Source organism: Nonomuraea sp. NPDC047529 (genome assembly GCF_040642995.1).
Taxonomy (GTDB): domain Bacteria; phylum Actinomycetota; class Actinomycetes; order Streptosporangiales; family Streptosporangiaceae; genus Nonomuraea.
In genome coordinates, this window is record NZ_JBEYTJ010000006.1 from 129,023 (window position 1) to 148,548 (window position 19,526).

Consider the following 19,526-nt stretch of genomic DNA (forward strand, 5'->3'; position numbering starts at 1 on the left):
CGACGAGGTTGACGGAGAGCAGATGACGGATGATCCGGCCGAGGCCAGGCGCAGTTCACCCCGCTCCGGCCGTCGTCTCGCCATGGTGCTTGCTCTCTGCCTGGTTCTCGGCGTGGGGGCCGGCGGATTCGCCTGGAAGCGCGAGCATGACAAGGCGTCGAGCCAGGAACGTCTGGCCGTGGCCCGCCTGCTCGCGCTCCATGCCGCTGAACTGCGCGACACGGATCCGGTCAAGGCACGGAAACTCGGGGCGGCCGCCGTCGCACTCCATGCCGACGAGCAGACCCGTGCCGGGCTGACGGACACCCTGCTCATGTGGCGGCGCGCACATCTGGCGGAGCCCACCCCCACCGGCGTTCAGGCCATGGCCCTGAGCGCCGACGGGCGGATCGCTCTCACAAAGGGCACGGACGGCGTGAGCGTGCTCGACCTTCGCACCTGGCTGGATCCGGACATCACCGAGAAGGCGGATCGGCTCGCCGTGCTGAAAGGGCTTGAGGAGGTGACCGCGGTGGCGTTGTCGGCCGACGGGCGGACGGCGCTGATCGGCGGTGATGACGGCTCCGCGATCGTCTGGGATCTCACCGACCCGGCCCGTCCCGTCCGCGGGACCACCCTCGAGGGCAGGGCGAAGGGCGGGGCGGCACGTAAGATCGCGCTGTCCGGTGACGGTCGCACCGCGCTGGTCGCCGACGATGACGGCGACCTGCTCGTGTGGAATCTGGCCGATCGATCCCGCCCGGTCCGGTCCTCGGTCATCGAGGCCGCCCATGACGGCGTCCAGGACCTGGCGTTGAGCGGTGACGGCCGCACGGCCGTCACCGTCGGGGAACGGGGTTCGACGGTCGTCTGGAATCTGGCGGACCCCAAGCATCCCGTCAGGTCAGCCGACCCTGCCTTTCCCGGCAGCCTCACGGAGGCGCTGGGGATGAGCGGGGACGGCCGGATCGCTCTGGTCGCCGGCGCCGAACGGGTGAGAGCGTGGGATCTGCACAATCCCGCCGATCCTGGAGAGACCGGTGGCATGGATGTTCCGGACGTCACCCAGATCGCCCTGGCGCCCGACGGGCGGAGAGCCCTCCTCGGCACCAGCCTCGGCGACGGGTTCCTGTGGGACCTCTCCCGCCCGGCCCGGCCCGTCCGGCTCGCCGCGCTGAAGGGGAACACGGAGGACGTCGACGCCGTCGCGCTCAGCGCGGACAGCCGGGTCGCCCTCATGGCCGACCCCTACCGCGGGATCTTCCTCTGGGACCTTCACGACCTGGACCGCGTCATGGCGGATCCCCTGGGAGCGATGTGCTCGCAGGCCGGTGGCGGGGACCCTCTCACCAGGGAGGAGTGGACGAGGTTCGCGGGAGACACGGACTGGACACGCTACGGCGGCGACGCCTCCGGCGTCCTGTCCGTCTGCTCCATGCGCTGACGACCCCATGCGCTGACGACCCCATGCGCCGACGAACGCCGCGCTCGCGCACCGCCGCATGGAGCGCGTCCGTGTAACGCGCTCCACCACGGCGGGCTCAGCGGGATGGATGCCCTTCCGAAGGTTCGCCCGGGTCAGCGGTCAGGCCGTACGGTCCGGGGTGAGGTCCGGAGCGACCTCCGGGTGGGCGGTGACGCGGCGGCGGACGGCCAGGCCGAACAGGGCGACCAGCAGGCCGCACGCGCCCGACAGCGCGAAGGGCGCCGCGGGACGCCACAGGTCGTAGAGCCAGCCGCCGACGCCGGAGATGACGAAGATGCCGATCGCGCCGCAGAGCGTCTGGACGCCGAAGCTGGACCCCCGGTAGCGGGCCGGCACCTGCTGGGCCAGCAGCGGGCCCGCCGTGGTGATGACGCCGATCTCGCCCAGGCCGATGGCGGCCGCCACCAGCATCATGCCCGGCCCGAGCGGGTCGCTGACCAGCAGCGTCGACAGGTACGCGGCCGCGGCCAGCGTCTGGGCCAGGATCACCACGTCCTGCCGGCGCATCCGGTCGCCGAGCCAGCCGAACAGCGGCGCGCCCACCACGATCACCATGTACGCGATGCCCACGATCGCGCCGCTCTTGGCCAGGGCCTCGGTGGCGGACATGCCGCGCACGGCCTTGGCGTAGTCCACGATCCACAACGACAGGAAGCTCGCCACCAGCGCCAGGTCGGCCCTGGCCACGAAGGACGCCGCGTACGACAGCGCCACGCCGGGATCGCGGGCCAGCCGCACGCCCTCGCCGACCAGCCGCGCCAGCCCGACGCGCTGCTCGACGGGCGCGGCCGGGCCGGCCGCGAGCGTGCCGCGCAGGGCCAGCGCGCCCAGCAGCACCAGGCCGGCGACCACCAGGAAGCCCACCCGTGCCGCCGTGGCCGCTTCCATGCCGCCGTTCTCCAGCATGTTCGGCAGGCGTACCAGCACCAGCACCGCGATCACCGCGCCGATGCCGCTGAACAGGCCGAGCCAGCCGTAGGCCTTGCCGCGCGCGTGGTCGCGCACGTAGTCGGCGGTGATCGCGGACATGGTGACGTTCAGGGCGGCGATCCCGAGGGCGAAGACGACCCGCAGCGCGACCAGGACGACGACGTTGCCCGCGAACGGGTAGAGCGCCGCGCCGACCGCGCACAGCAGCAGCCCCGCCACGGCGACGGGCCGCCGGCCGATGCGGTCGGCGAGCGCGCCGTACCAGACCAGGCTCAGGATGAGCGCCGCCTCGGCGGCGATCTGCAGGTAGCCGGTGGTGCGGCCGAGCTCGTCGCCGGACAGCCCCAGCGCGTCGGTGAGCAGGTACGGCTGGGCGGCCGGCAGGAACGTGATGACCGCCGTGCCGAGGAGCCCGAGCCCCATGCATGCCCAGAGGTTGGTCCTGCTGATGCCCGTCGAGGCGTCGAGACCTAACATGGCAGAGATCATCCCAACGTCAGCCCTAGATCGTCTAGGTTTGGGGCATGATGAGTGACCGAGTCCCGCCGGGCGTCAGCGCCGCGGTGCCCAACGTGGCGCGGATGTACGACTACTACCTCGGCGGGAAGGACAACTTCGCGTCCGACCGGGACGCCGCGGAGAAGGTGCTGTCGATCATCCCCGAGATCAGGGGCGACGCGCGCAACAGCCGGGCCTTCCTGCAGCGCGCCGTGCGCCACCTGCGGCAGGAGGGCGTCGACCAGTTCCTCGACATCGGGTCGGGGCTGCCGACCGCCGGCCACGTGCACGAGGTGGTCGAGGGCGCGAAGATCGTCTACGTGGACAACGACTCGGTCGTGCTGACCCACTCCCGTGCCCTGCTCGGCCGTTCGCCGGACGTCACCGTCCAGGAGGGCGACCTGCGGCGGCCGGAGGCCGTCATGGAGCGGGCGGCCGAGGTGCTGGACTTCTCCCGGCCGATCGCGCTGCTCGTGGTCTCGCTGCTGCACTTCGTCACCGACGACGAGGACCCGGTCGGCATCGTCCACCGTTACCGCGACCTGCTGCCGGCGGGCAGCCACATCGTGCTGACGCACGTCGCCCCGGACACCATGCCGAGCAAGGCCGACGACGTCAGCGCCGTCTACCGGAACGCGACCTCGCCGTTCACGGCCCGCAGGCGGTCGGTGTTCGCCTCCCTCCTGGACGGCTTCGACCTCCTGGAGCCGGGCATCGTCAACACCCGCGAGTGGCGTCCCGACCCGGACACGGACCCGTCCCCGATCCACGGCGACTACCACCTGTGCGCGGTGGGCCGCAAGCAGTCCTGATCCGCGCGCTTTCGAACCCGTTTCGAACATGTGATCTAAAAACCGTGGGCTTCCGCCGTCGGTCGTGCTTACGATCTCGGTGATCGCCGGCCGTGCGGAGCGGCCGGCTCCACCGGACGGGAGAGATGTCCTTGAGGCGTGCGATGATCGCGTCAGTCGCCGGGTTGAGCCTGCTGGGTTCCGTTGTCGTGGCGGGCCCCGCGCGGGCGGCCACCGTCGCGACGGTCCCGCTGGCCCCGGTCGTGGAGCAGGCCAGGGAGGTGGCCCGGTTCTGGCTCGCCGACGGGGCCGCCAACCTGCGGAACGCCACGCCGTACACCGTTCTGACCGTGGCCCCCGGTGAACGCCTGTCCACCGGGGTCGTTCCCGACGGGCCGCCGGTCAGCATCTCCCCGATCGGGCCGGAGGACCCGCCAGGGGACGGAGCCGTGACGTCCGGCAAGGTGTTCTTCATCGGCGGCGACAACCAGCCCCACTGGTGCACCGGCACTTCGGTGCAGTCGAACTACCGCAATCTCGTCGCCACCGCGGGCCACTGCGTGTTCGACGTCGAGGCACCGATGGGCGCGCTCGGCAAGTGGGTCTTCGTCCCGGCGTACTCCGACGGCGCGACCCCGTTCGGCCTGTACGTCGGCAAGCAGGGCATCTCCCACTACGACTTCGACGACATCCGCGACTTCGACCGGGACTACGCCTTCGCCACCGTCCACAGCGGCGTCGTCCTGTCCGCCCCGGACGTGCTGACCCACGTCGGACGCCTGGGCGACCGGGTCGGCGGCATGGGGCTGGCGGTCAACCAGCCGCTCCCGCCCGTCGCCGACGTCTTCGGCTACCCCGCCGGGGTCCATCCCGACGGCACCGGCCCGTACACGGGCGGGACCCTCGAACGTTCGACCGGGCCGACGTTCGCCGTGCGGACCACCAGGCCGCCGCGCATGGACCGGCCCATCGGGGTGGACTCGCCGTTCACGGGCGACGGCTCGCTGGGGTCGGCGTGGGTGAGCGGGTACGACGAGGAGACCCGCGCCGGCTACCTGACCGGCCTCACGATCGGCGTCGCCGACACCGACGGTGACGAACGGTACGACACCGGCGTCTCCCCGTACTTCGACAGCGCCCTGTTCCAGGTCTACCGGGACGCGGCCAACCGCTGGACCGGTGCCATCACCACCATGTCCGGCTGATCCGGACGTCCCGGCAGGGGGCGTACCCCCTGTCGGGGCGGCCGTGCGAGGATCGGGCTCCGTTCTGTGAAGGTCATGGTGAGTGGAGGCGACGCGTGCTGAACGAGCGGGAGCGGACGCGGGGTGGCCGGGTGGGGTTACGGCCGAGGCTGGTGGCGGCGGGCTGGGACTATCTGGTGATCGTCGCCTGGCTGGTCCTGCTGGCCGTGGTGTTCGTCCCGCTGCGCCTGGCGGGGGCGGCGGTGTTCGACGGGCTCGGCGTGGTGGGCACCGATGTGCTGATCACCGCCCTGTCCGTGCTGCCTGTGCTGACGTACCTGACCCTGGGGGAGGCGGGGCGGCGGCAGGCGACGTGGGGCAAGCGGCGGGCGGGGCTCATCGTGGTCCTGGCCGGTGGCGGGCGGCCCGGTGCGGCGCGGATCGTGGCGCGCGGCCTGGTCAAGCTGCTGCCGTGGCAGTGCGCCCACATGGCGGTGTCCCGGCTGGCCCGTGACCAGGAGTCGGCCGTCGCCATGCCTCTGCTGGTCGCGGCGTACGCGCTGGCCGGGGCCACGATCGTGCTGGTGCTGGCCCGCCGCGACCGGGCCGCCCTGCACGACCTCGTGACGGCCACCCGGGTCGTCCGGACGCGGCCGGGGGAGGCAGCCGGTCAGAACCGGTAGCGCAGGACGCGCGCGCCCTGCCGCGACAGGGCCGTGCTGAGGGCGGTGAGCCGGGTGAGCGCGCGAAGCGGCTGCGGGAACCCGGCGACCTCCGGCGCGCGGACGAGGAGCTGCTCCTCGGCCAGTTCGAGACCGGCTCCCCAGGACTCCGGCTCGCGGGGGTCGTCGAAGCCCTGGGCCGCCTTGACGCCGAGCGCCTTGATGCTCGGGTGGTACTTCATGGCCCGGGCGGCGAAGCGGGTGTAGCCGTTGATCGCGAGCTCGCCCGAGGGGAAATGACGGGTCAGGTCGCGGGCCATCGCCGCGAAGGAGTCGCCGGGCATGAACGGCAGCAGCCCCTCGGCGACGATCATCGCCGGCCGGTCGCCGGGGACGTCCGCGAGCCGGCCGGACGAGGTGAGATCGGCTGCCACCAGGTGCGAACCGCCCGGCAGGCACTCGGCTCGCAGGGCCACCACCTCGGGGAAGTCGACGTCGTACCAGTCGACGCCCGGCGGGGGATCGCACCGCCACATCCTGGTGTCCAGGCCGCAGCCCAGGTCGATCACCACGCAACCGGGACGGGCGGCGACGAAGGCGCGGACGGCGTCGTCGAGCTTCTTCGCGCGCAGCGCGGTCGTGGCGACCAGGTCGGGCTTGACCTTCAGCCTGCCGAAGTCGTAGTCGATGCGGCCGGCCAGCTCGGCCGAGAGCCGGTCGCCCAGGATCGCGCCGGGCGACCCGGCGTCCAGGGCTCTGGCGTGGAGGGTGAGCAGCAGCGTTTCCTGGATCAGCCCGAGTTCGGGGCGCAGGAGGTGCACGGGATTTCCTAACGGCGTGGCGGATGGCGGGCTGCGAGGTCCTGCAGCCACGTCAGGGAGTCGTGGGCGGCCCTGATGCGCTCGGCGCGGTGACCCTCGCCGCCGACGAGGCCGATCCCTTCGCCGGCGATCTCGCCGAAGGCGCTCAGGCTGTCGAGCTTGCGCTGGACGACCTTCTGCCAGGCGTCGTCCTCGATGCGGTAGTAGGAGGTGCGGTCGGCGGGCCTGCGGACCTTCGCGACCAGGCCGATGGCGGTGAGGAAGCGCATGTTCGAGGTGAGCGAGGCGCGGCTGGCCCGGATCGCCTCGGCGATCTGGCCGGCGGACTGCTCGGCGGGGTCGCAGATCATGAGCCAGCCGAGGATGCGCCCGGTGATGGGAGGCAGCCCCCACTCCTCGACGCAGAAGGCGGTCACCCGCTCCACCCATGGGAGCAGCCGGTCCTGCTGTTCCTCGGCGCTCATGGGGCCCCTCCGGTCCGCGTTGCTAGTTGTTTCAACTCTGACTGAAACAACTAGCAATGTCAACGCCGGGGATCACGTAAGGAGGCTCATGCCTCCGGCAGGGACGGGTCGGGCGTCCAGGGGGCGGGGGCGGTGATGGACCAGCGTTCGTGGTCGCGCCAGGCGCCGTCGATGTAGAGGTAGGCGGCCGACAGCCCTTCGTAGCGGAAGCCCAGCCGCCGGGCCAGCGCCAGGGACGCCTCGTTCCCCGGCTGGATGTTGGCCTCCAGGCGGTGGAGCCGCAGGTCGGTGAAGGCGTGCCGAAGGGTGAGGGTGAGCCCTTCCGTCATGTACCCCCGCCCCGCGGACGGCGCGAAGGCCGCGTAGCCGACGGACGCGCCCTGGTAGCGGCCCCGGATGATCGAGTTGATGTTCACCGTTCCCGCGACGGCTCCGGTCTCCCGGACGCGGATCAGGAAGCCCAGGTTGAGGCCGTCGTCGAAGCGGTGCATCCAGGCACGGAACCCCTCCGCGGTCGAGGGCAGCTGCATCCATGGCAGATGCAGCGCGGCGCTGGCCCGGACGAGCGAGCAGAATTCGTCCTGGTCGGAGAGGGTGAGCGGGCGCAGTTCGACCCGCGATGGCATTTCGGACATGCGGTAAACACTAGGGGCTGTGGGGGAGATCCCGGCCGGTCAGGCGGAGGTGCTGCTGCCCGTGGTGGTCCAGGCCCGGTGGGCCGTCTCGCGGATCTCCTCGTCGGCGGTCTGCTCCACCCGGGACATCGCCGCGCGCAGGATGGGCGGGGTCATCAGCGAGGTGACGATCGCGACCAGCACCACCAGCGTGTACGCCTCCACGCTCAGGATGCCCAGCCGCAGGCCGACCATGGCGACCACGACCTCGATCACGCCGCGCGCGTTGAGCCCGGCGCCCAGGGCCAGGGCCTCCCAGCGGTTGAGCCGGCTCAGCCGGGCGCCGGCGTACGCGCCGACGAACTTGCCGACGATCGCGACGGCCAGCACCGCGAGCCCGGCCAGCAGCACCGGCAGGCGGGTCAGCGCGGTCAGGTCCATCCGCAGCCCGGCGGTGGCGAAGAAGACGGGGGCGAAGCCGTACAGCGTCACCGTGCGCAGCGGCGCCAGCCGGGCCGGGTCCACCCGGCCCGCGCTGCCGATCAGCATGCCCATCACGAACGCGCCGAAGACCGACTCCAGGCCGAGCGCGTGCGTCCCGGCCGAGGCCAGGACGACGAGCACGACCGCCGTCCCGACCGTCGGGCCCGCCTCCGGCGACCTGGCCGCCAGCCGCATCGCGCCGCGCACCAGCGGACGCCCGACGGTCAGGGCCAGCACGACGATGGCCGCGAGGTAGGCCAGCGAGGTGAGCACGGTGCCCGTGGTGACCGCGTTGACGGCCATGGCGCTGACGATCGAGAGCATGAACCAGCCGAACGCGTCGTCGATCATCCCGGCGGTGAGGGTGAGCTGGCCGATGTTGCGGTGCAGCAGCCGCATGTCGATCAGCGTCTTGGCCAGCACGGGGATCGCGCTCACGCACATCGCCACGCCCATGAACAGCGCGAACACCGTCATGTCGGTGCCGTCGGGGACGATGGCCCTGGGCAGCAGGAACCCGGTGGCGATGCCGAGCCCGAGCGGGATGATCAGGCCGCCCGCGCTGATCCCGGCCGCGGTGGCCGCCCGCCGGCGCACCAGGTTCAGGTCCATGTGGATGCCGGTCAGCCCGACCAGCAGCAGCACGCCGATCTGACCGACGGCGTCCAGGAGGTGGAACTGGCCGGGGTCGGCGGGGAAGAGCCAGCGCTGGAGGTCCGGCGCGACGTGCGCCAGGATCGACGGCCCGAGCAGCACGCCGGCGAACAGCTCGCCCACCACGGCGGGCAGCCGGAACCGGGCCGCCAGCGACCCGAGTCCCAGGGCGAGCGCGAGCATCACTGCGATCTGGAGCAGAAACACGAGCATGCTGTGCGCGCCTATAGGGGCAATGGGCGTCTGCATGAATATCCCCTGGGGTCGATCCGGTTCCCGAGCCTGGACATTCAGCTAAAAACACCCGGCGCAGCCGCCGCAACGGACCCGTCCGGATGTGGCACTCTCTGAGAAGGCGCCCCTCGAAGATGCGCAATCTCGGATAAACCGGACGGGACGCGGCTCAGGCGCGCGGCCCGAGCAGCACCGGCAGGGCGCGCACGCCGTTGTCCAGCAGCGAGGTGAGCCGCGGCAGGTCGTCCAGCGGCCCGGCGGCCCGCATGCCGGGAAACGTCGCGAACAGGGCCGGCAGCGCGACCTCGGCCTGCAACCGGGCCAGCGGCGCGCCCAGGCAGAAGTGCGGCCCGTGCCCGAACGCGAGATGCGGCACGGACGGCCTGGTCACGTCGAAGTCGGCGGCGTTCTCACCGAACCGCTCGGGGTCGCGCCCGGCGGCGGAGAAACAGGCGAGCACCGCCTCGCCCGCCCGCACCCGGACGCCCTCGATCTCCAGGTCCTCCATGGCGTAGCGCATCGGGAAGTAGGCGTTGGGCGACTCCCAGCGCAGCGCCTCCTCCACGGCCGCGCTCCACGGCACGGCCCCCGAGCGCAGCAGCTCAAGCTGCTCGGGCCGGCCCAGCAGGGCGCGGACGGCGTGCGCGATGAGGTTGATGGTCGTCACGTGGCCGGCGATCAGCAGCACCTGCACGGTGTCCTGCAATTCGGCGTCGTCCAGCCGTCCCTGCCCGTGCAGCGCGATCAGCTCGGTCGTCAGGTCCTCGCCGGGCGTGCCGCGCCGCAGCTCGATGATCTCGGCGACCAGATCGAACAGCGCCCTGCGTCCCTGCGGGCCGTCCGGCGGGCACCGGTCGAGCTGCACCACCTGGTCGGTCAGCTCGCGCAGGCGCTCCCGGAGGCCCTCGGGGACGCCCAGCATCTCGACGATGACGCGCAACGGCAGCGGGTAGGCGTACTCGGCCCGCAGGTCGACCGGCTCGCCCGGCGGCCGGGCCGCCAGGTCCTCCAGCAGGTCGCCGACGATGGAGGTGATCCACGGCTCCATCCGCTGCACCTGGCGCGCGCTGAACAGCTTGACCAGCGGGCCGCGCAGCCGCCGGTGCTCCTCGCCGTCGGCGTTGAGCATGGACGCGTCGGTGACCAGCCGCATCAGCGACGTGCCCTCCGGCGCCGCGGCGCGGGCCTCGGGGTCCCAGTAGCGGATGTCACGCGTCATCGCCGGGTGCGACAGCACCGCCTCCAGCGTCGAGTGGCTGACGGCGGCCCAGGCCCGCACCCCCTCGACCAGTACGGGGACGAGCGGCCCGGCCCGGCGCAGCCGCTCGTCGCTCGCGTGCAGGTCAAGGGTGGCCGGGTCGAGAACGAACTCGGGATCCATGGTCATCCTGTCTGTCTTGTACGGTTCGGCGGTCATCGGCTCGACGCCGCCCCGCTGAAGCGGCGGGGCAGGACCATGACCGGGTTGTCGTCGAGGATCACGTCCGGCGGCCCGAAGCGCTCGGCCACCCGGCGGATCTCCGGGTCGTCGAGCAGCAGGAGCCGGCCGTCGAGGACGAGCGGCTCGTCGTCGGCGTACAGGGTGGGCCGGTCGACCTGGCAGTCGCAGTGGGCGTGGCCGGGCGCGGTGGTGACGGCCACGCCGTCGGTGAGCGCGTCGAGCCCGCAGTAGAACGCGCCGGCGTGCTTCTCCCGCTCGAACTGGGTGCCGCCGGCCACCCGCACCTTCGGGTTCAGCCCGATCAGCGCGTGCCGCAGGTAGTAGCCGCCGGGCGAGAAGCGGCGCAGCCGGTCGGCGGACGTCCCGCCCTCGATCTTCTGCACCACGTTGCCGGCCAGGATGACGCTCAGCGGCTCCTCGGGCACGCCGGTGACCGTGGAGTCCTCGACGACGAGCACGCCCTCGGTGTCGGCGGGCCAGAAGTTGACGCCCCCGTACGGGAAGGGCCGCCACTGGCCGGGGCCTGGCGGCTCGGCGTCCGGCATGAGGGTCAGCCCGGACAGCGTGAGGTCGGTGCCGGCCGTCGAGGTGACCCGGATCCTCGCGGCCGCGCCCAGCTTCTCCAGCGTGCGGTGCGCCAGGGCGTAGAAGACCTCGTTGGGCAGGCGGGCGCCGGTGAGCAGCGCGCCCGCCGTGGCGCTCATGTGCAGGGACGCGAACCTGACCGGCAGGGCCGCGATCTCGTCGAAGAACAGCGGCGCGGTGTGCACCTCGCCCCACCAGGTGCAGGCGATGACCACGTCCGACGCCCCGACGGCGGCCCGCTCGACGTGGTGCCCGGCCCCGCTGTCCCATCCGCCGGGGCTGAACGGCGCCACCGACAGGATGTGCACGTCGGCGTCCCGGTAGGCGGCCGCGGCCGCGATGGCCTGGACGACGACCGGATCGACGGTGTGCTCGGCCAGCACCAGCACCCGCTCGCCCGGCGCCACCCGCAGGTAGTGCACCAGGTTGCGGGCGCCGGGCATGAGCTCGACGATCGAGTACGGCGCGGCCGTCGGTTCGGCCGCGTAGCCGAAGGGCGAAGTGGCGTACGGATTCGTGGTCATCGTTGTCTCCCCCCAGCGCGGTTCAGCGTGAGAGCCGCCGCGCGCCGGCCGACAGCGCGGCCGGGTCGAAGCCGAACGCGTCCGCCGGGTCGTTGCCCAGATACAGGTCGCGGACCAGCTCCCCGGCCGCCGGGGCGTTGCACAGCCCGTGGCCGGAGAACCCGGTCGCGTACAGGAACGCCGGCGATCCGGGCAGCCGGCCGATGAAGGCCGACCGGTCGGGGCTGGCGTCCCGCGGGCCGCGCACCGCCGTCTCCAGCCCGGACAGGTCCAGGCCGGGGTAGGTGGTGGCGAGCTGTTCCCTGGCCCTGACGAACCAGGCGTCCCGGTCGGTGCCGGGGTTGCCCATGCCGATCAGGATCCGGTCGCCGCGCCGGCGGATCAGCAGCCCGCTGGCGGCGTGCAGGGTGACCGGCATGTCGGGCACCTCGGGCAGCGGGCCGGTGGTGAGCAGCTCCTGCACCGCCGGACCGGTCAGCGGCAGGTCAACGCCCGCCGCCGACGCGATCCAGCCCGACCAGGCCCCTGCCGCGCACACGATCGCCTGCGCGGTGAACGTGCCGTCCGCGGTCTCGACGCGCCCGGTGGCCGGGTCGACGGCGGTGACGGCGCAGCCGGTGCGCAGCGAGGCCCCCGCCCGCGCCGCCCCCTCCGCGTACGCCTGCACGATGGCGGCCGTGTCGCTCACGAACGCCTGCGGCGACCACGCGGCCGCCAGCAGCGACGGCTCCTCGACCAGCGGGTTGAGCCGCCGGGCCTCCTCCGCGCCGATCAGCGACACGTCCACGCCCGCGGCCCGCTGCGCCGGCAGCTCGGCCTCGAACCTGTTCACCTGCTCCCGTTCGGTGAACAGCACGAGGTAGCCCACCTGCCGCATCGGCAGCTCGGTGCCGGGCCAGCTCGGGAACGAGTGATAGGCCGACAGGCTGCGCACCGCCATCGCCGAGCTGACCGGGTCGCCGGAGAAGTAGGCGCGCAGCACGTCCGCGGTGGCCCGCGAGGCGCCGGAGGCCAGGTCGTCGCGCTCCAGCACGACGGTCTCGATCCCGGCCTCGGCCAGGTGGGCCGCGATCGACAGCCCGATCACCCCGCCGCCGATGACCACCACCTCGGCCTGGTCGGCCTGGCTCATGCCGGGGCCACCGTCCCGCCCTTGAACGGAGTCAGCATCGGGCCGGTGACCGGGGCCACCGAACCGTCCGCGCGCAGGTGCTCGTCCACCTGCCACGGGAAGAGCTGGAGGTTCCAGGCGCCCAGGCAGTTGACGTACAGGGCCATGTGGCTCATGAGCGCGACGAAGTCCTCGCGGTCCTGGAGCTGGTCGGTGATCTCCAGCGCGCGCTCGGTGAACTGGTGCAGCTTGTTGAGCCCGCAGTAGCCGAGGAACTCGGCCGGGGTGGCGGCCATGATGCGCGCCATCTGCTGCAGGAACTCCAGCGGGAGCTGCTGCTGCTGGGCGGCCCTGACCAGGCCGGAGTAGCAGCAGTAGCCGAGCGGGCGGGTCTCGCCGTTGACGAACAGCATCGTGGTCAGGGTGGTGCCGAAGCTGCCCGCGCCCGAGGCGATCCGGCCCTCGTGCAGGTCGACCAGCTCCTGGGGCGGGTCGAGCCAGATGCGCTCGATCTCGTCGTGCAGCTCGGCGAGGAGCTGGTCGGCCTCGGCGTGCCGAGCCGTCGGGCGGCGCAGCTGGTGGCCGCCGCCGTCGCCGGCCCTGCGGACCTCGACGATCACGGGCTCGCCGCCGGAGTACACCGACTGCCACACCGCCTGCCCGGCCTCGGCGAGCGCGTCGAGGTCCTCCTCGCGGACGGTGCCGATGGGCGTGGCGGGCATCGGCTCGCTCAGCGGGCCGTACTTGATGCCGAGGTGCTGGAGGCGGGAGCAGAACACCGAGCCGTCCGGCGCGATCCGCCGGTCGATCTTGTGGACGCCCGGGACGTGCAGCAACTCGGGCATCGGGGCCAGGTGGTAGAGGTGGTGGCCCGCCACGAGGGCGTGGCCTTGCAGGCTGCGATAGGGCAGGGTCTGCCACAACGCGTCGGCTAGGTCGCGGTTGCGTCCGTCGAGGTCTGCTGTGACCGATACGCCGATGGTGGGCCAGAGGATTTCGATCTGCCGCTCAGTGGCCGATTTGTTCATAACGCGGACAGTAACACAGCCGTTACGACGTGTAATTGAGGGGGTCGTACGACGCCCGGAGGGGAGAGATGTCCGGGGGAAGGGGCCGGGGGCGGTCGTCGCGCGCGCCGGCGGGAGAAGTTTGGCGCCCCAGTCGTTTCCGACTGGGGCGATGCCAACATTAGGGCGTTTTGTCTGGTTTGTACAGGTTCTTTAACGTGAACGCGCGGGCCGCGTCTGGACGCGGCCCGCACGTGAGATCCTCCTGCCCGCGTCGCGGGCCGGGCGATCAGAAGATGTTCACCCCGTAGGCGCTCAGCGCCTCGGTGACCGGCTGGAAGAAGGTCGTCCCGCCGCTGGTGCAGTTGCCGCTGCCGCCGGAGGTCAGGCCGAGCGCGATGCCGCCGGAGAACAGGGCGCCGCCGCTGTCGCCGCCCTCGGCGCAGACGTTCGTCTTGATCATCTGGCGTACGGTGCCCTCGGCGTAGTTCACGGTGGCGTTGAGCGCCGTCACCGAGCCGCTGTGCACGTGGGTCGTGCTGCCGCTGCGCTGCACGGACTGGCCGACGTAGGCGTTGCCCGCGCTGGTGATGTCACGCGAGCCGCTGTAGAGGTCCACGCCGCCCGGGTGGGCGATGCTGGTGTTGGTGTAGCGGACGATCGCGTAGTCGTTGCCCGGGAAGCTGGAGCCCGTCGTGTTGCCCAGGGTCGTGGTCTTCGCGGAGTTGGAGTACCACGTGGAGGCGATGTTGCCGCAGTGGCCGGCGGTCAGGAAGTAGTAGGTCGAACCGCTGACCACGTTGAAGCCCAGCGAGCACCGGTACTGCCCGCCGTAGATCGCGTCGCCGCCCTGGATGAAGAGGCTGAACGTGCCGGGCTCGTTCTCCACGCGCACGGCGGGCGTGGCCGCCTCGGCGCTCTGCCCCTGCGCGGCGGCCGCCTGGGTGTTGGCCTGCTGGACCGCGATCTGGACCTTGGTGCGAGCGGTGCTCGCGACGGTGCTGTCCACCCAGACGACGACCTGATTGGAGGCCGGGTCGACGGCCCACGCGGTGCCGGGGACGGCGGCCGTGCGGTCGAGGAAGGACATGATGGCCTCTAGCGAGGGGCCGCTGCGGGACACGACACGAGGCACGGCGCCGGAGGCGGCGATGGCCTGCGCGTCGGCGGGATCGGTGGTGGTGACCACCATCTTGCCCTGTGCCTGGTCGAAGTAGGAGCCGGCGGTGCGGGCGCCGAGCTGCCCCTCCAGCCTGGCCGCGGCGGCGGCCGGGTCGGCGGCGGGCTGGGCCGGCGCGGGCGATGCCTGGGCGGGTACGCCCGTGACCGCGCCGGTGAGGAGTCCGGCGGTGGCGACGATCAGTGCGGCGCGCCGGATCCGTAAGCCATGGATGCTCACTGGAGCCTCCTGAGGGTGGGGTGACTTGCCCGCAAATATGAACAAAATCCCTAAGGAGGGCAAGGGGCTGTCATACTGATTTTTTGACCGTCAGTAAGAGATCAGGGAAGGAGCGTCACCACCCCCGGCGGGTCACTGACCTGGCCTGACGCCCCGGAAAATGAGATCGCACCGGCCCGAGCAGGACTCATGAAAAGTTCGTTTCGGTATTTTCGGCGATGTCAACAAAGTTGTTTACGCCCTGTAGGAACGTCGCGGCGAACGCGTCCTGGCCCAGCGTCGCGACGGCGGACGCGGTGATCCTCTCGACGTCGCCGCGCTCGGCCGCCGGCAGCGGAGCGCCCACGCTCCCGCGCAGCCCCTCGGCCGCGCCGAGCAGCAGCGCGGCCCGCCCCGCGTCCCCGGCCAGCGCCGCCGCGCCGGCCAGCCCCTCCAGCGAGAGCGCGACGGCCCGCGGCTCCCCGGCCGAGCGGGCCAGCTCCAGGCCCCGGCGGTGGCGGTCGGCGGCCGAACCGTGGTCTCCGCGCAGCTCGGCCACGAACCCCAGCTCGGCGTGGACCAGGTGCTCGCCCGCCGGAGAGGAGGGGTGGACGTCGCGCAGGCGGACCAGGTGGGACTCGGCGGCGTCCAGGTCGCCCGAACGCCGGGCGCCCAGGGCCAGGCCCATCACCGCGTGCACCTCCCCGTAGACGTGGCCGTGCCGGGCGGCCTGGTCTCTGGCGCGTTCGTGCAGGTCGCGGGCGCGCTCCCAGTCGTGGGCGAGCAGCGCCAGACGGCCGAGGCCCGATCGGCGGGCCGACAGCTCGTTCGCCAGGCCCAGGTCCTCGGCGATGCGCAGCCCGTCCTCCTGCAGCCGGGCGGCCTCGGCGTAGTCGCCCCGGATCTCGGCGACCGCCGACAGCGGCGGCACCGTCTGCAGCTCGCCCCAGCGGTCGCCGAGCTCGCGGAAGAGCTCCGCGCCACGCCGGGCGTGCCGGGCGGCCGCGGCCAGGTCGCCGTCGAGCAGCGCGTGCATGGCCCGCAGGCTGAGCGTGGCGGCGGTGGTCCAGGGGTCCTCGGACGCGGCCGCCAGGTCGAGCGCGCCGGTGTCGAGGTCGCCGGCGTTGAACAGGGCGTAGGCGTGCAACCAGACCACCCGCCCCGGCACGGCCGCGCCGCTGGACGAGAGGTCGCCGAGCGGCACCGGCTCGGGACGGCCCCCGGTCAGCAGCGTGAACGCGGCGTGCGCCACCCGCGCGCCGGCCGACCCGGGGGCGAGCGCGCACACCCGTGCCAGGCTGCGGCGGCCCTCGTGCAATCGGCCGCGCAACAACCACCACCACGACAGGGCGCACCCCAGACGGTCAGCCAGGACGGCGTCCCCGCGCCCGGCCGCCTCCTCCAGCGCCGCGCGCAGGTTCGCGGACTCGGCGTCGAGCCGGGCCAGCCACTCCCGCTGCACGGCGCCGCGCAGGGCGGGCTCGGCGCGTTCGGCCAGGGCCGTGTAGTACCGCAGGTGCCGCTCGCGCGTCTCGTCGAGGTCGTCCGCCTCGCGCAGGCGTTCCCGCGCGTACGCGGCCACCGACTCCAGCAACCCGTACCGGGGACCCGCCGGGCCGTCGGTCATGACGGCGAGCGAACGGTCGACCAGCCGGGTCACCAGGTCGAGCACCTCGTCGGCGGCGACGCCGTCACCCGGGCACACCTCCTCGGCGGCCTCCAGCGTGCAGCCGTCGCGGTGGACGGCCAGGCGGCGCAGCACGACGCGTTCGGGCGTGCTCAGCAGCTCCCAGCTCCAGTCGATCACCGCGCGCAGCGTGCGCTGCCGCTCCGGCGCGCCGCGACGCCCCCGCGTGAGCACCGCGAACCGGTCCTCCAGCCGCACCGCCAGCTCCCGTACGCCGAGCCCCCGGACGCGGGTCGCGGCCAGTTCGAGCGCGAGCGGCAGGCCGTCGAGGCGGCGGCAGACGGCGGCCACCAGCTCCCGGGTCTCGTCGTCGGCGGGGGAGAAGCCGGGCGCGGACGCGGCGGCGCGCTCGACGAACAGCCTGACCGCGTCGGCCTCCGGCAGCGGCTCGACCACGAACACCCGCTCGCCGGCCAGGTCCAGCGGCTCCCGGCCGGTGGCCAGGACGCGCAGCCGGGGCGCGGCGGCCAGCAGGCCACCGGCCAGGCTCGCGGCGGCCTCGACGACGTGCTCGCAGTTGTCCAGCACCAGCAGCAGCTCGCGCCGCCGCAGCGCACCGGCCACCCGCGCCCCCGCCGCGTCCGCGCTGGACGCCGGGGTGGGGTCGTCGCGGAGGCCGAGTACGGCGGCGACGTGCTGGGCCAGGTCGTCGGCGTCACCACGCCACCCGGCCAGCTCCACCAGCCACACCCCGTCACCGAACTCCTCGGCCGGCCCCTCCTCGGGCGAGGCGGCGGCTCCACGGGCGGCCTCCAGGGCCAGCCGGGTCTTGCCGACGCCGCCGGGACCGGTCAGCGTCACCAGTCGTCCGGCTCTCAGCAGCCGTCGCACCTCGGCCGTGGCCGCGTCCCGTCCCACGAGGTCTCCGAGCGGTGCCGGCAGGTTCGTCCGCGCCTCGCCGTCGGGGGCCGTACCGCTTTCGGCGGGGGCGGGAGTCCCGGCGAGGAGGGCGGGGTCCTGGCGGAGGATGGCCTCGAAGAGGGTGGTGAGGGCGGGGCCGGGATCGACGCCCAGCTCGTCGGCGAGCCGGTCGCGCAGGTCCGCGTACGAGGCGATGGCCTCGCTCTGGCGCCCGGCCACGTACAGGGCCCGGAGCTGGACGGCGCGCAGGCGCTCCCGCAGCGGATGGCGGGCCACCAGCCCGGCCAGCTCGCCGGCCAGCAGAAGGTGGTCGCCCGCCGCCAGCCGCGCCTCGGCCTGCTCCTCCAGCACGGACAGGCGCTGCTCCTCCAGCCGCCGCGCCGCGCCCCGCGCGAACTCCTCGTCGGCGACGTCCGCGAACGCCGGTCCCCGCCACAACCCCAGCGCCTCGGTGAGCAGCGCGGCCCGCTCCTGCGGACCGGCGGCCGGACCGGCCGGCGCGACCAGGGAGCGGAAGCGCGCCGCGTCCACCTCGTCGGACGGCTCCAGCCGCAGCCGGTACCCCGCCGCCTGGTACGGCACCCGGTCACGTCCCAGAGCCGCGCGCAGCCGTGACACCTTGGCCTGCAACGCGTTGCCCGCCCGCTCCGGAGGCTCGGCGCCCCACAGGTCGTCGATGAGCCGGTCGGCCGACACCGGCCGCCCCTCGTGCACGAGCAGGTCGGCGAGCAGAGCCCTGACCTTGCTCTCGACGATCTTGACGGGCCTCCCCTCGTCGTCCCACACGGCGAGCGGGCCGAGCACTGCGAACCGCATGCGAGAACCGTACACACGCGCCGGAGGAGGACCGTCAGCGGACCGTCAGGATTCCCGCAGCGCCCGGGTGCAGAGTCGGTCACGAGTCACGGAGATCCACCCCGCACAGATCGGAGCGCCACCATGTCCGGCACGTCACCCCTGTTCCAGCCCACGACGCTCGGCCCGCTGAGCCTGCCCAACCGCCTGGTGATGGCGCCGATGACGCGCAACCGCGCCGCCGCCGACGGCACGCCCACCGCCCTCATGGCCGAGTACTACGCCCAGCGGGCCGCCGCCGGGCTGATCATCGCCGAGGCCACCACGCCCAACGCCGTCGGCCAGACCTACCCGAACATCCCCGCCCTGCACCTGCCCAGGCACGTGGCCGGCTGGCGGCGGGTCACCGGGGCCGTGGCCGAGGCGGGCGGACGGATGTTCGTGCAACTCCAGCACGGCGGCCGGATCGGCCACCCCGCCACCAGCGGCCTGACGCCCGTCGCGCCCTCCCCGCTGCCCCTGCCCGAGCCGGTCGCCACCCCCGGCGGGAACCGCCCGGCCGTCGTGCCGAGGGAGATGGGCCTCGACGAGATCGAGTCCACCGTGGCCGACTTCGCCGCCGCCGCGCGCCGGGCCGTGGACGCCGGGTTCGCCGGGGTCGAGGTGCACGGCGCCAACGGCTACCTCATCCACCAGTTCCTGGCCGACGGCACCAACCACCGCACCGATGCCTACGGCGGGTCGCCCGCGGGCCGCATGCGCTTCGCCGTCGAGGTGGTGCGCGCGGTCGCCGCCGCCGTCGGGCCGGAACGGGTGGGGCTGCGGCTGTCGCCCGGGTTCCCCGGGGCGGGGATGAGCGAGAGCGACACGGACCTGCTCTATCCGGCGCTCGTCGAGGAGCTGTCCGGCGCCGGGCTGGCCTACCTGCACCTGGTGTGGGCCAAGCCCGACCAGCCCCTGTACCGGCGGCTGCGCGGCGCGTGGCCGGGCGCCCTGATCGCCAACCCGGCCCAGCCGTGGCCGGGCCCGCTGCCCGCCGACGGCGGCCTGCGCGAGGCGGAACGGCTGCTCGACGCCGGGGCCGACCTGGTCTCGCTGGGGCGGGCCTTCCTGGCCAACCCCGACCTGCCCGGACGGTTCGCCGCCGGCGCCCCGCTCAACCCCGTCCGCGCCGAGCACTGGTACGGCGGCGACCACACCGGCTACACCGACTACCCGGCGCTGCGCGTCCCCGCCCTGACCTGATGATCCGACCTCAGCGTGCCTCCTGCGCGCACGACCGGCGGCGTGGCCGCGTGCCTTCGGGCCGCGACCGCGCCGCCTTCTTCGTTTCCCGC

At 73.2% G+C, this 19,526-nt stretch carries 16 protein-coding genes; 5 read left to right on the top strand and 11 right to left on the bottom strand.

Translation table 11 applies throughout. From position 1 onward, the window contains the following. Positions 1-22 precede the first annotated feature (22 nt). Positions 23-1,423 (top strand): hypothetical protein, encoded by a 1,401-nt coding sequence (locus tag ABZ815_RS12255; protein WP_357696888.1) that lies wholly within the window; start codon positions 23-25, stop codon positions 1,421-1,423. A gap of 141 nt (positions 1,424-1,564) precedes the next feature. Here the strand turns inward: ABZ815_RS12255 and ABZ815_RS12260 are convergent, their stop codons facing one another. Further along, a complete protein-coding gene (locus tag ABZ815_RS12260; protein ID WP_357696890.1) occupies positions 1,565-2,872 on the bottom strand; it encodes an MFS transporter in 1,308 nt (435 codons plus the stop codon). Positions 2,873-2,919: 47 nt separating this feature from the next. Between ABZ815_RS12260 and ABZ815_RS12265 the strand changes: the two genes are divergently transcribed. The 3 genes from ABZ815_RS12265 (at position 2,920) to ABZ815_RS12275 (ending at position 5,551) form a co-directional block, all read left to right on the top strand. Then, on the top strand, positions 2,920-3,705 hold the full coding sequence (locus ABZ815_RS12265; protein WP_357696892.1) for an SAM-dependent methyltransferase: 786 nt from the start codon (positions 2,920-2,922) through the stop codon (positions 3,703-3,705). A 143-nt stretch (positions 3,706-3,848) separates the two neighbouring features. After that, a complete protein-coding gene (locus tag ABZ815_RS12270) occupies positions 3,849-4,889 on the top strand; it encodes a hypothetical protein (RefSeq protein WP_357696894.1) in 1,041 nt (346 codons plus the stop codon). Between the two features lie 95 nt (positions 4,890-4,984). Further along, positions 4,985-5,551, top strand: a complete 567-nt coding sequence (locus ABZ815_RS12275) for an RDD family protein (RefSeq protein WP_357696896.1) — start codon at positions 4,985-4,987, stop codon at positions 5,549-5,551. Here the strand turns inward: ABZ815_RS12275 and ABZ815_RS12280 are convergent. The 10 genes from ABZ815_RS12280 to ABZ815_RS12325 all read right to left on the bottom strand — a co-directional run bounded on the left by ABZ815_RS12280 (position 5,539) and on the right by ABZ815_RS12325 (position 18,210). Then, on the bottom strand, positions 5,539-6,351 hold the full coding sequence (locus ABZ815_RS12280; RefSeq protein WP_357696898.1) for a class I SAM-dependent methyltransferase: 813 nt from the start codon (positions 6,349-6,351) through the stop codon (positions 5,539-5,541). The genes ABZ815_RS12275 and ABZ815_RS12280 overlap by 13 nt on opposite strands. An 8-nt stretch (positions 6,352-6,359) precedes the next feature. After that, positions 6,360-6,815: a transcriptional regulator gene (locus ABZ815_RS12285; RefSeq protein ID WP_357696900.1), complete on the bottom strand. Its 456-nt coding sequence runs from the start codon at positions 6,813-6,815 to the stop codon at positions 6,360-6,362. A gap of 86 nt (positions 6,816-6,901) precedes the next feature. Then, complete coding sequence (locus tag ABZ815_RS12290; protein WP_357696902.1) at positions 6,902-7,450, bottom strand: GNAT family protein; 549 nt, start codon at positions 7,448-7,450, stop codon at positions 6,902-6,904. A gap of 39 nt (positions 7,451-7,489) precedes the next feature. Further along, the gene (locus tag ABZ815_RS12295; protein ID WP_357696904.1) at positions 7,490-8,779 is read right to left on the bottom strand and encodes a cation:proton antiporter; all 1,290 of its coding nucleotides are present in this window, start codon (positions 8,777-8,779) and stop codon (positions 7,490-7,492) included. Positions 8,780-8,969: 190 nt separating this feature from the next. Continuing rightward, positions 8,970-10,181 (bottom strand): cytochrome P450, encoded by a 1,212-nt coding sequence (locus ABZ815_RS12300; RefSeq protein WP_357696906.1) that lies wholly within the window; start codon positions 10,179-10,181, stop codon positions 8,970-8,972. Positions 10,182-10,213: 32 nt separating this feature from the next. Continuing rightward, the gene (locus ABZ815_RS12305) at positions 10,214-11,350 is read right to left on the bottom strand and encodes a hypothetical protein (RefSeq protein WP_357696908.1); all 1,137 of its coding nucleotides are present in this window, start codon (positions 11,348-11,350) and stop codon (positions 10,214-10,216) included. A gap of 22 nt (positions 11,351-11,372) precedes the next feature. Then, entirely contained in the window at positions 11,373-12,482 is a 1,110-nt protein-coding gene (locus tag ABZ815_RS12310; RefSeq protein WP_357696910.1) for an FAD-dependent oxidoreductase, read from the bottom strand. Next, complete coding sequence (locus tag ABZ815_RS12315; RefSeq protein WP_357696912.1) at positions 12,479-13,489, bottom strand: hypothetical protein; 1,011 nt, start codon at positions 13,487-13,489, stop codon at positions 12,479-12,481. Before ABZ815_RS12315 ends, ABZ815_RS12310 begins: the two co-directional genes overlap by 4 nt. Before the next feature lie 268 nt (positions 13,490-13,757). Next, positions 13,758-14,867 carry a S1 family peptidase gene (locus tag ABZ815_RS12320; RefSeq protein ID WP_357696914.1) on the bottom strand — a complete coding sequence of 370 codons (1,110 nt, stop codon included), beginning with the start codon at positions 14,865-14,867 and terminating at the stop codon, positions 13,758-13,760. 187 nt (positions 14,868-15,054) lie between these two features. Then, a complete protein-coding gene (locus tag ABZ815_RS12325) occupies positions 15,055-18,210 on the bottom strand; it encodes a BTAD domain-containing putative transcriptional regulator (RefSeq protein WP_357696916.1) in 3,156 nt (1,051 codons plus the stop codon). A 123-nt stretch (positions 18,211-18,333) separates the two neighbouring features. Here ABZ815_RS12325 and ABZ815_RS12330 point away from each other — a divergent pair, with 123 nt between their 5' ends. Then, positions 18,334-19,434 (top strand): alkene reductase, encoded by a 1,101-nt coding sequence (locus ABZ815_RS12330; RefSeq protein ID WP_357696918.1) that lies wholly within the window; start codon positions 18,334-18,336, stop codon positions 19,432-19,434. Positions 19,435-19,526 lie beyond the last annotated feature (92 nt).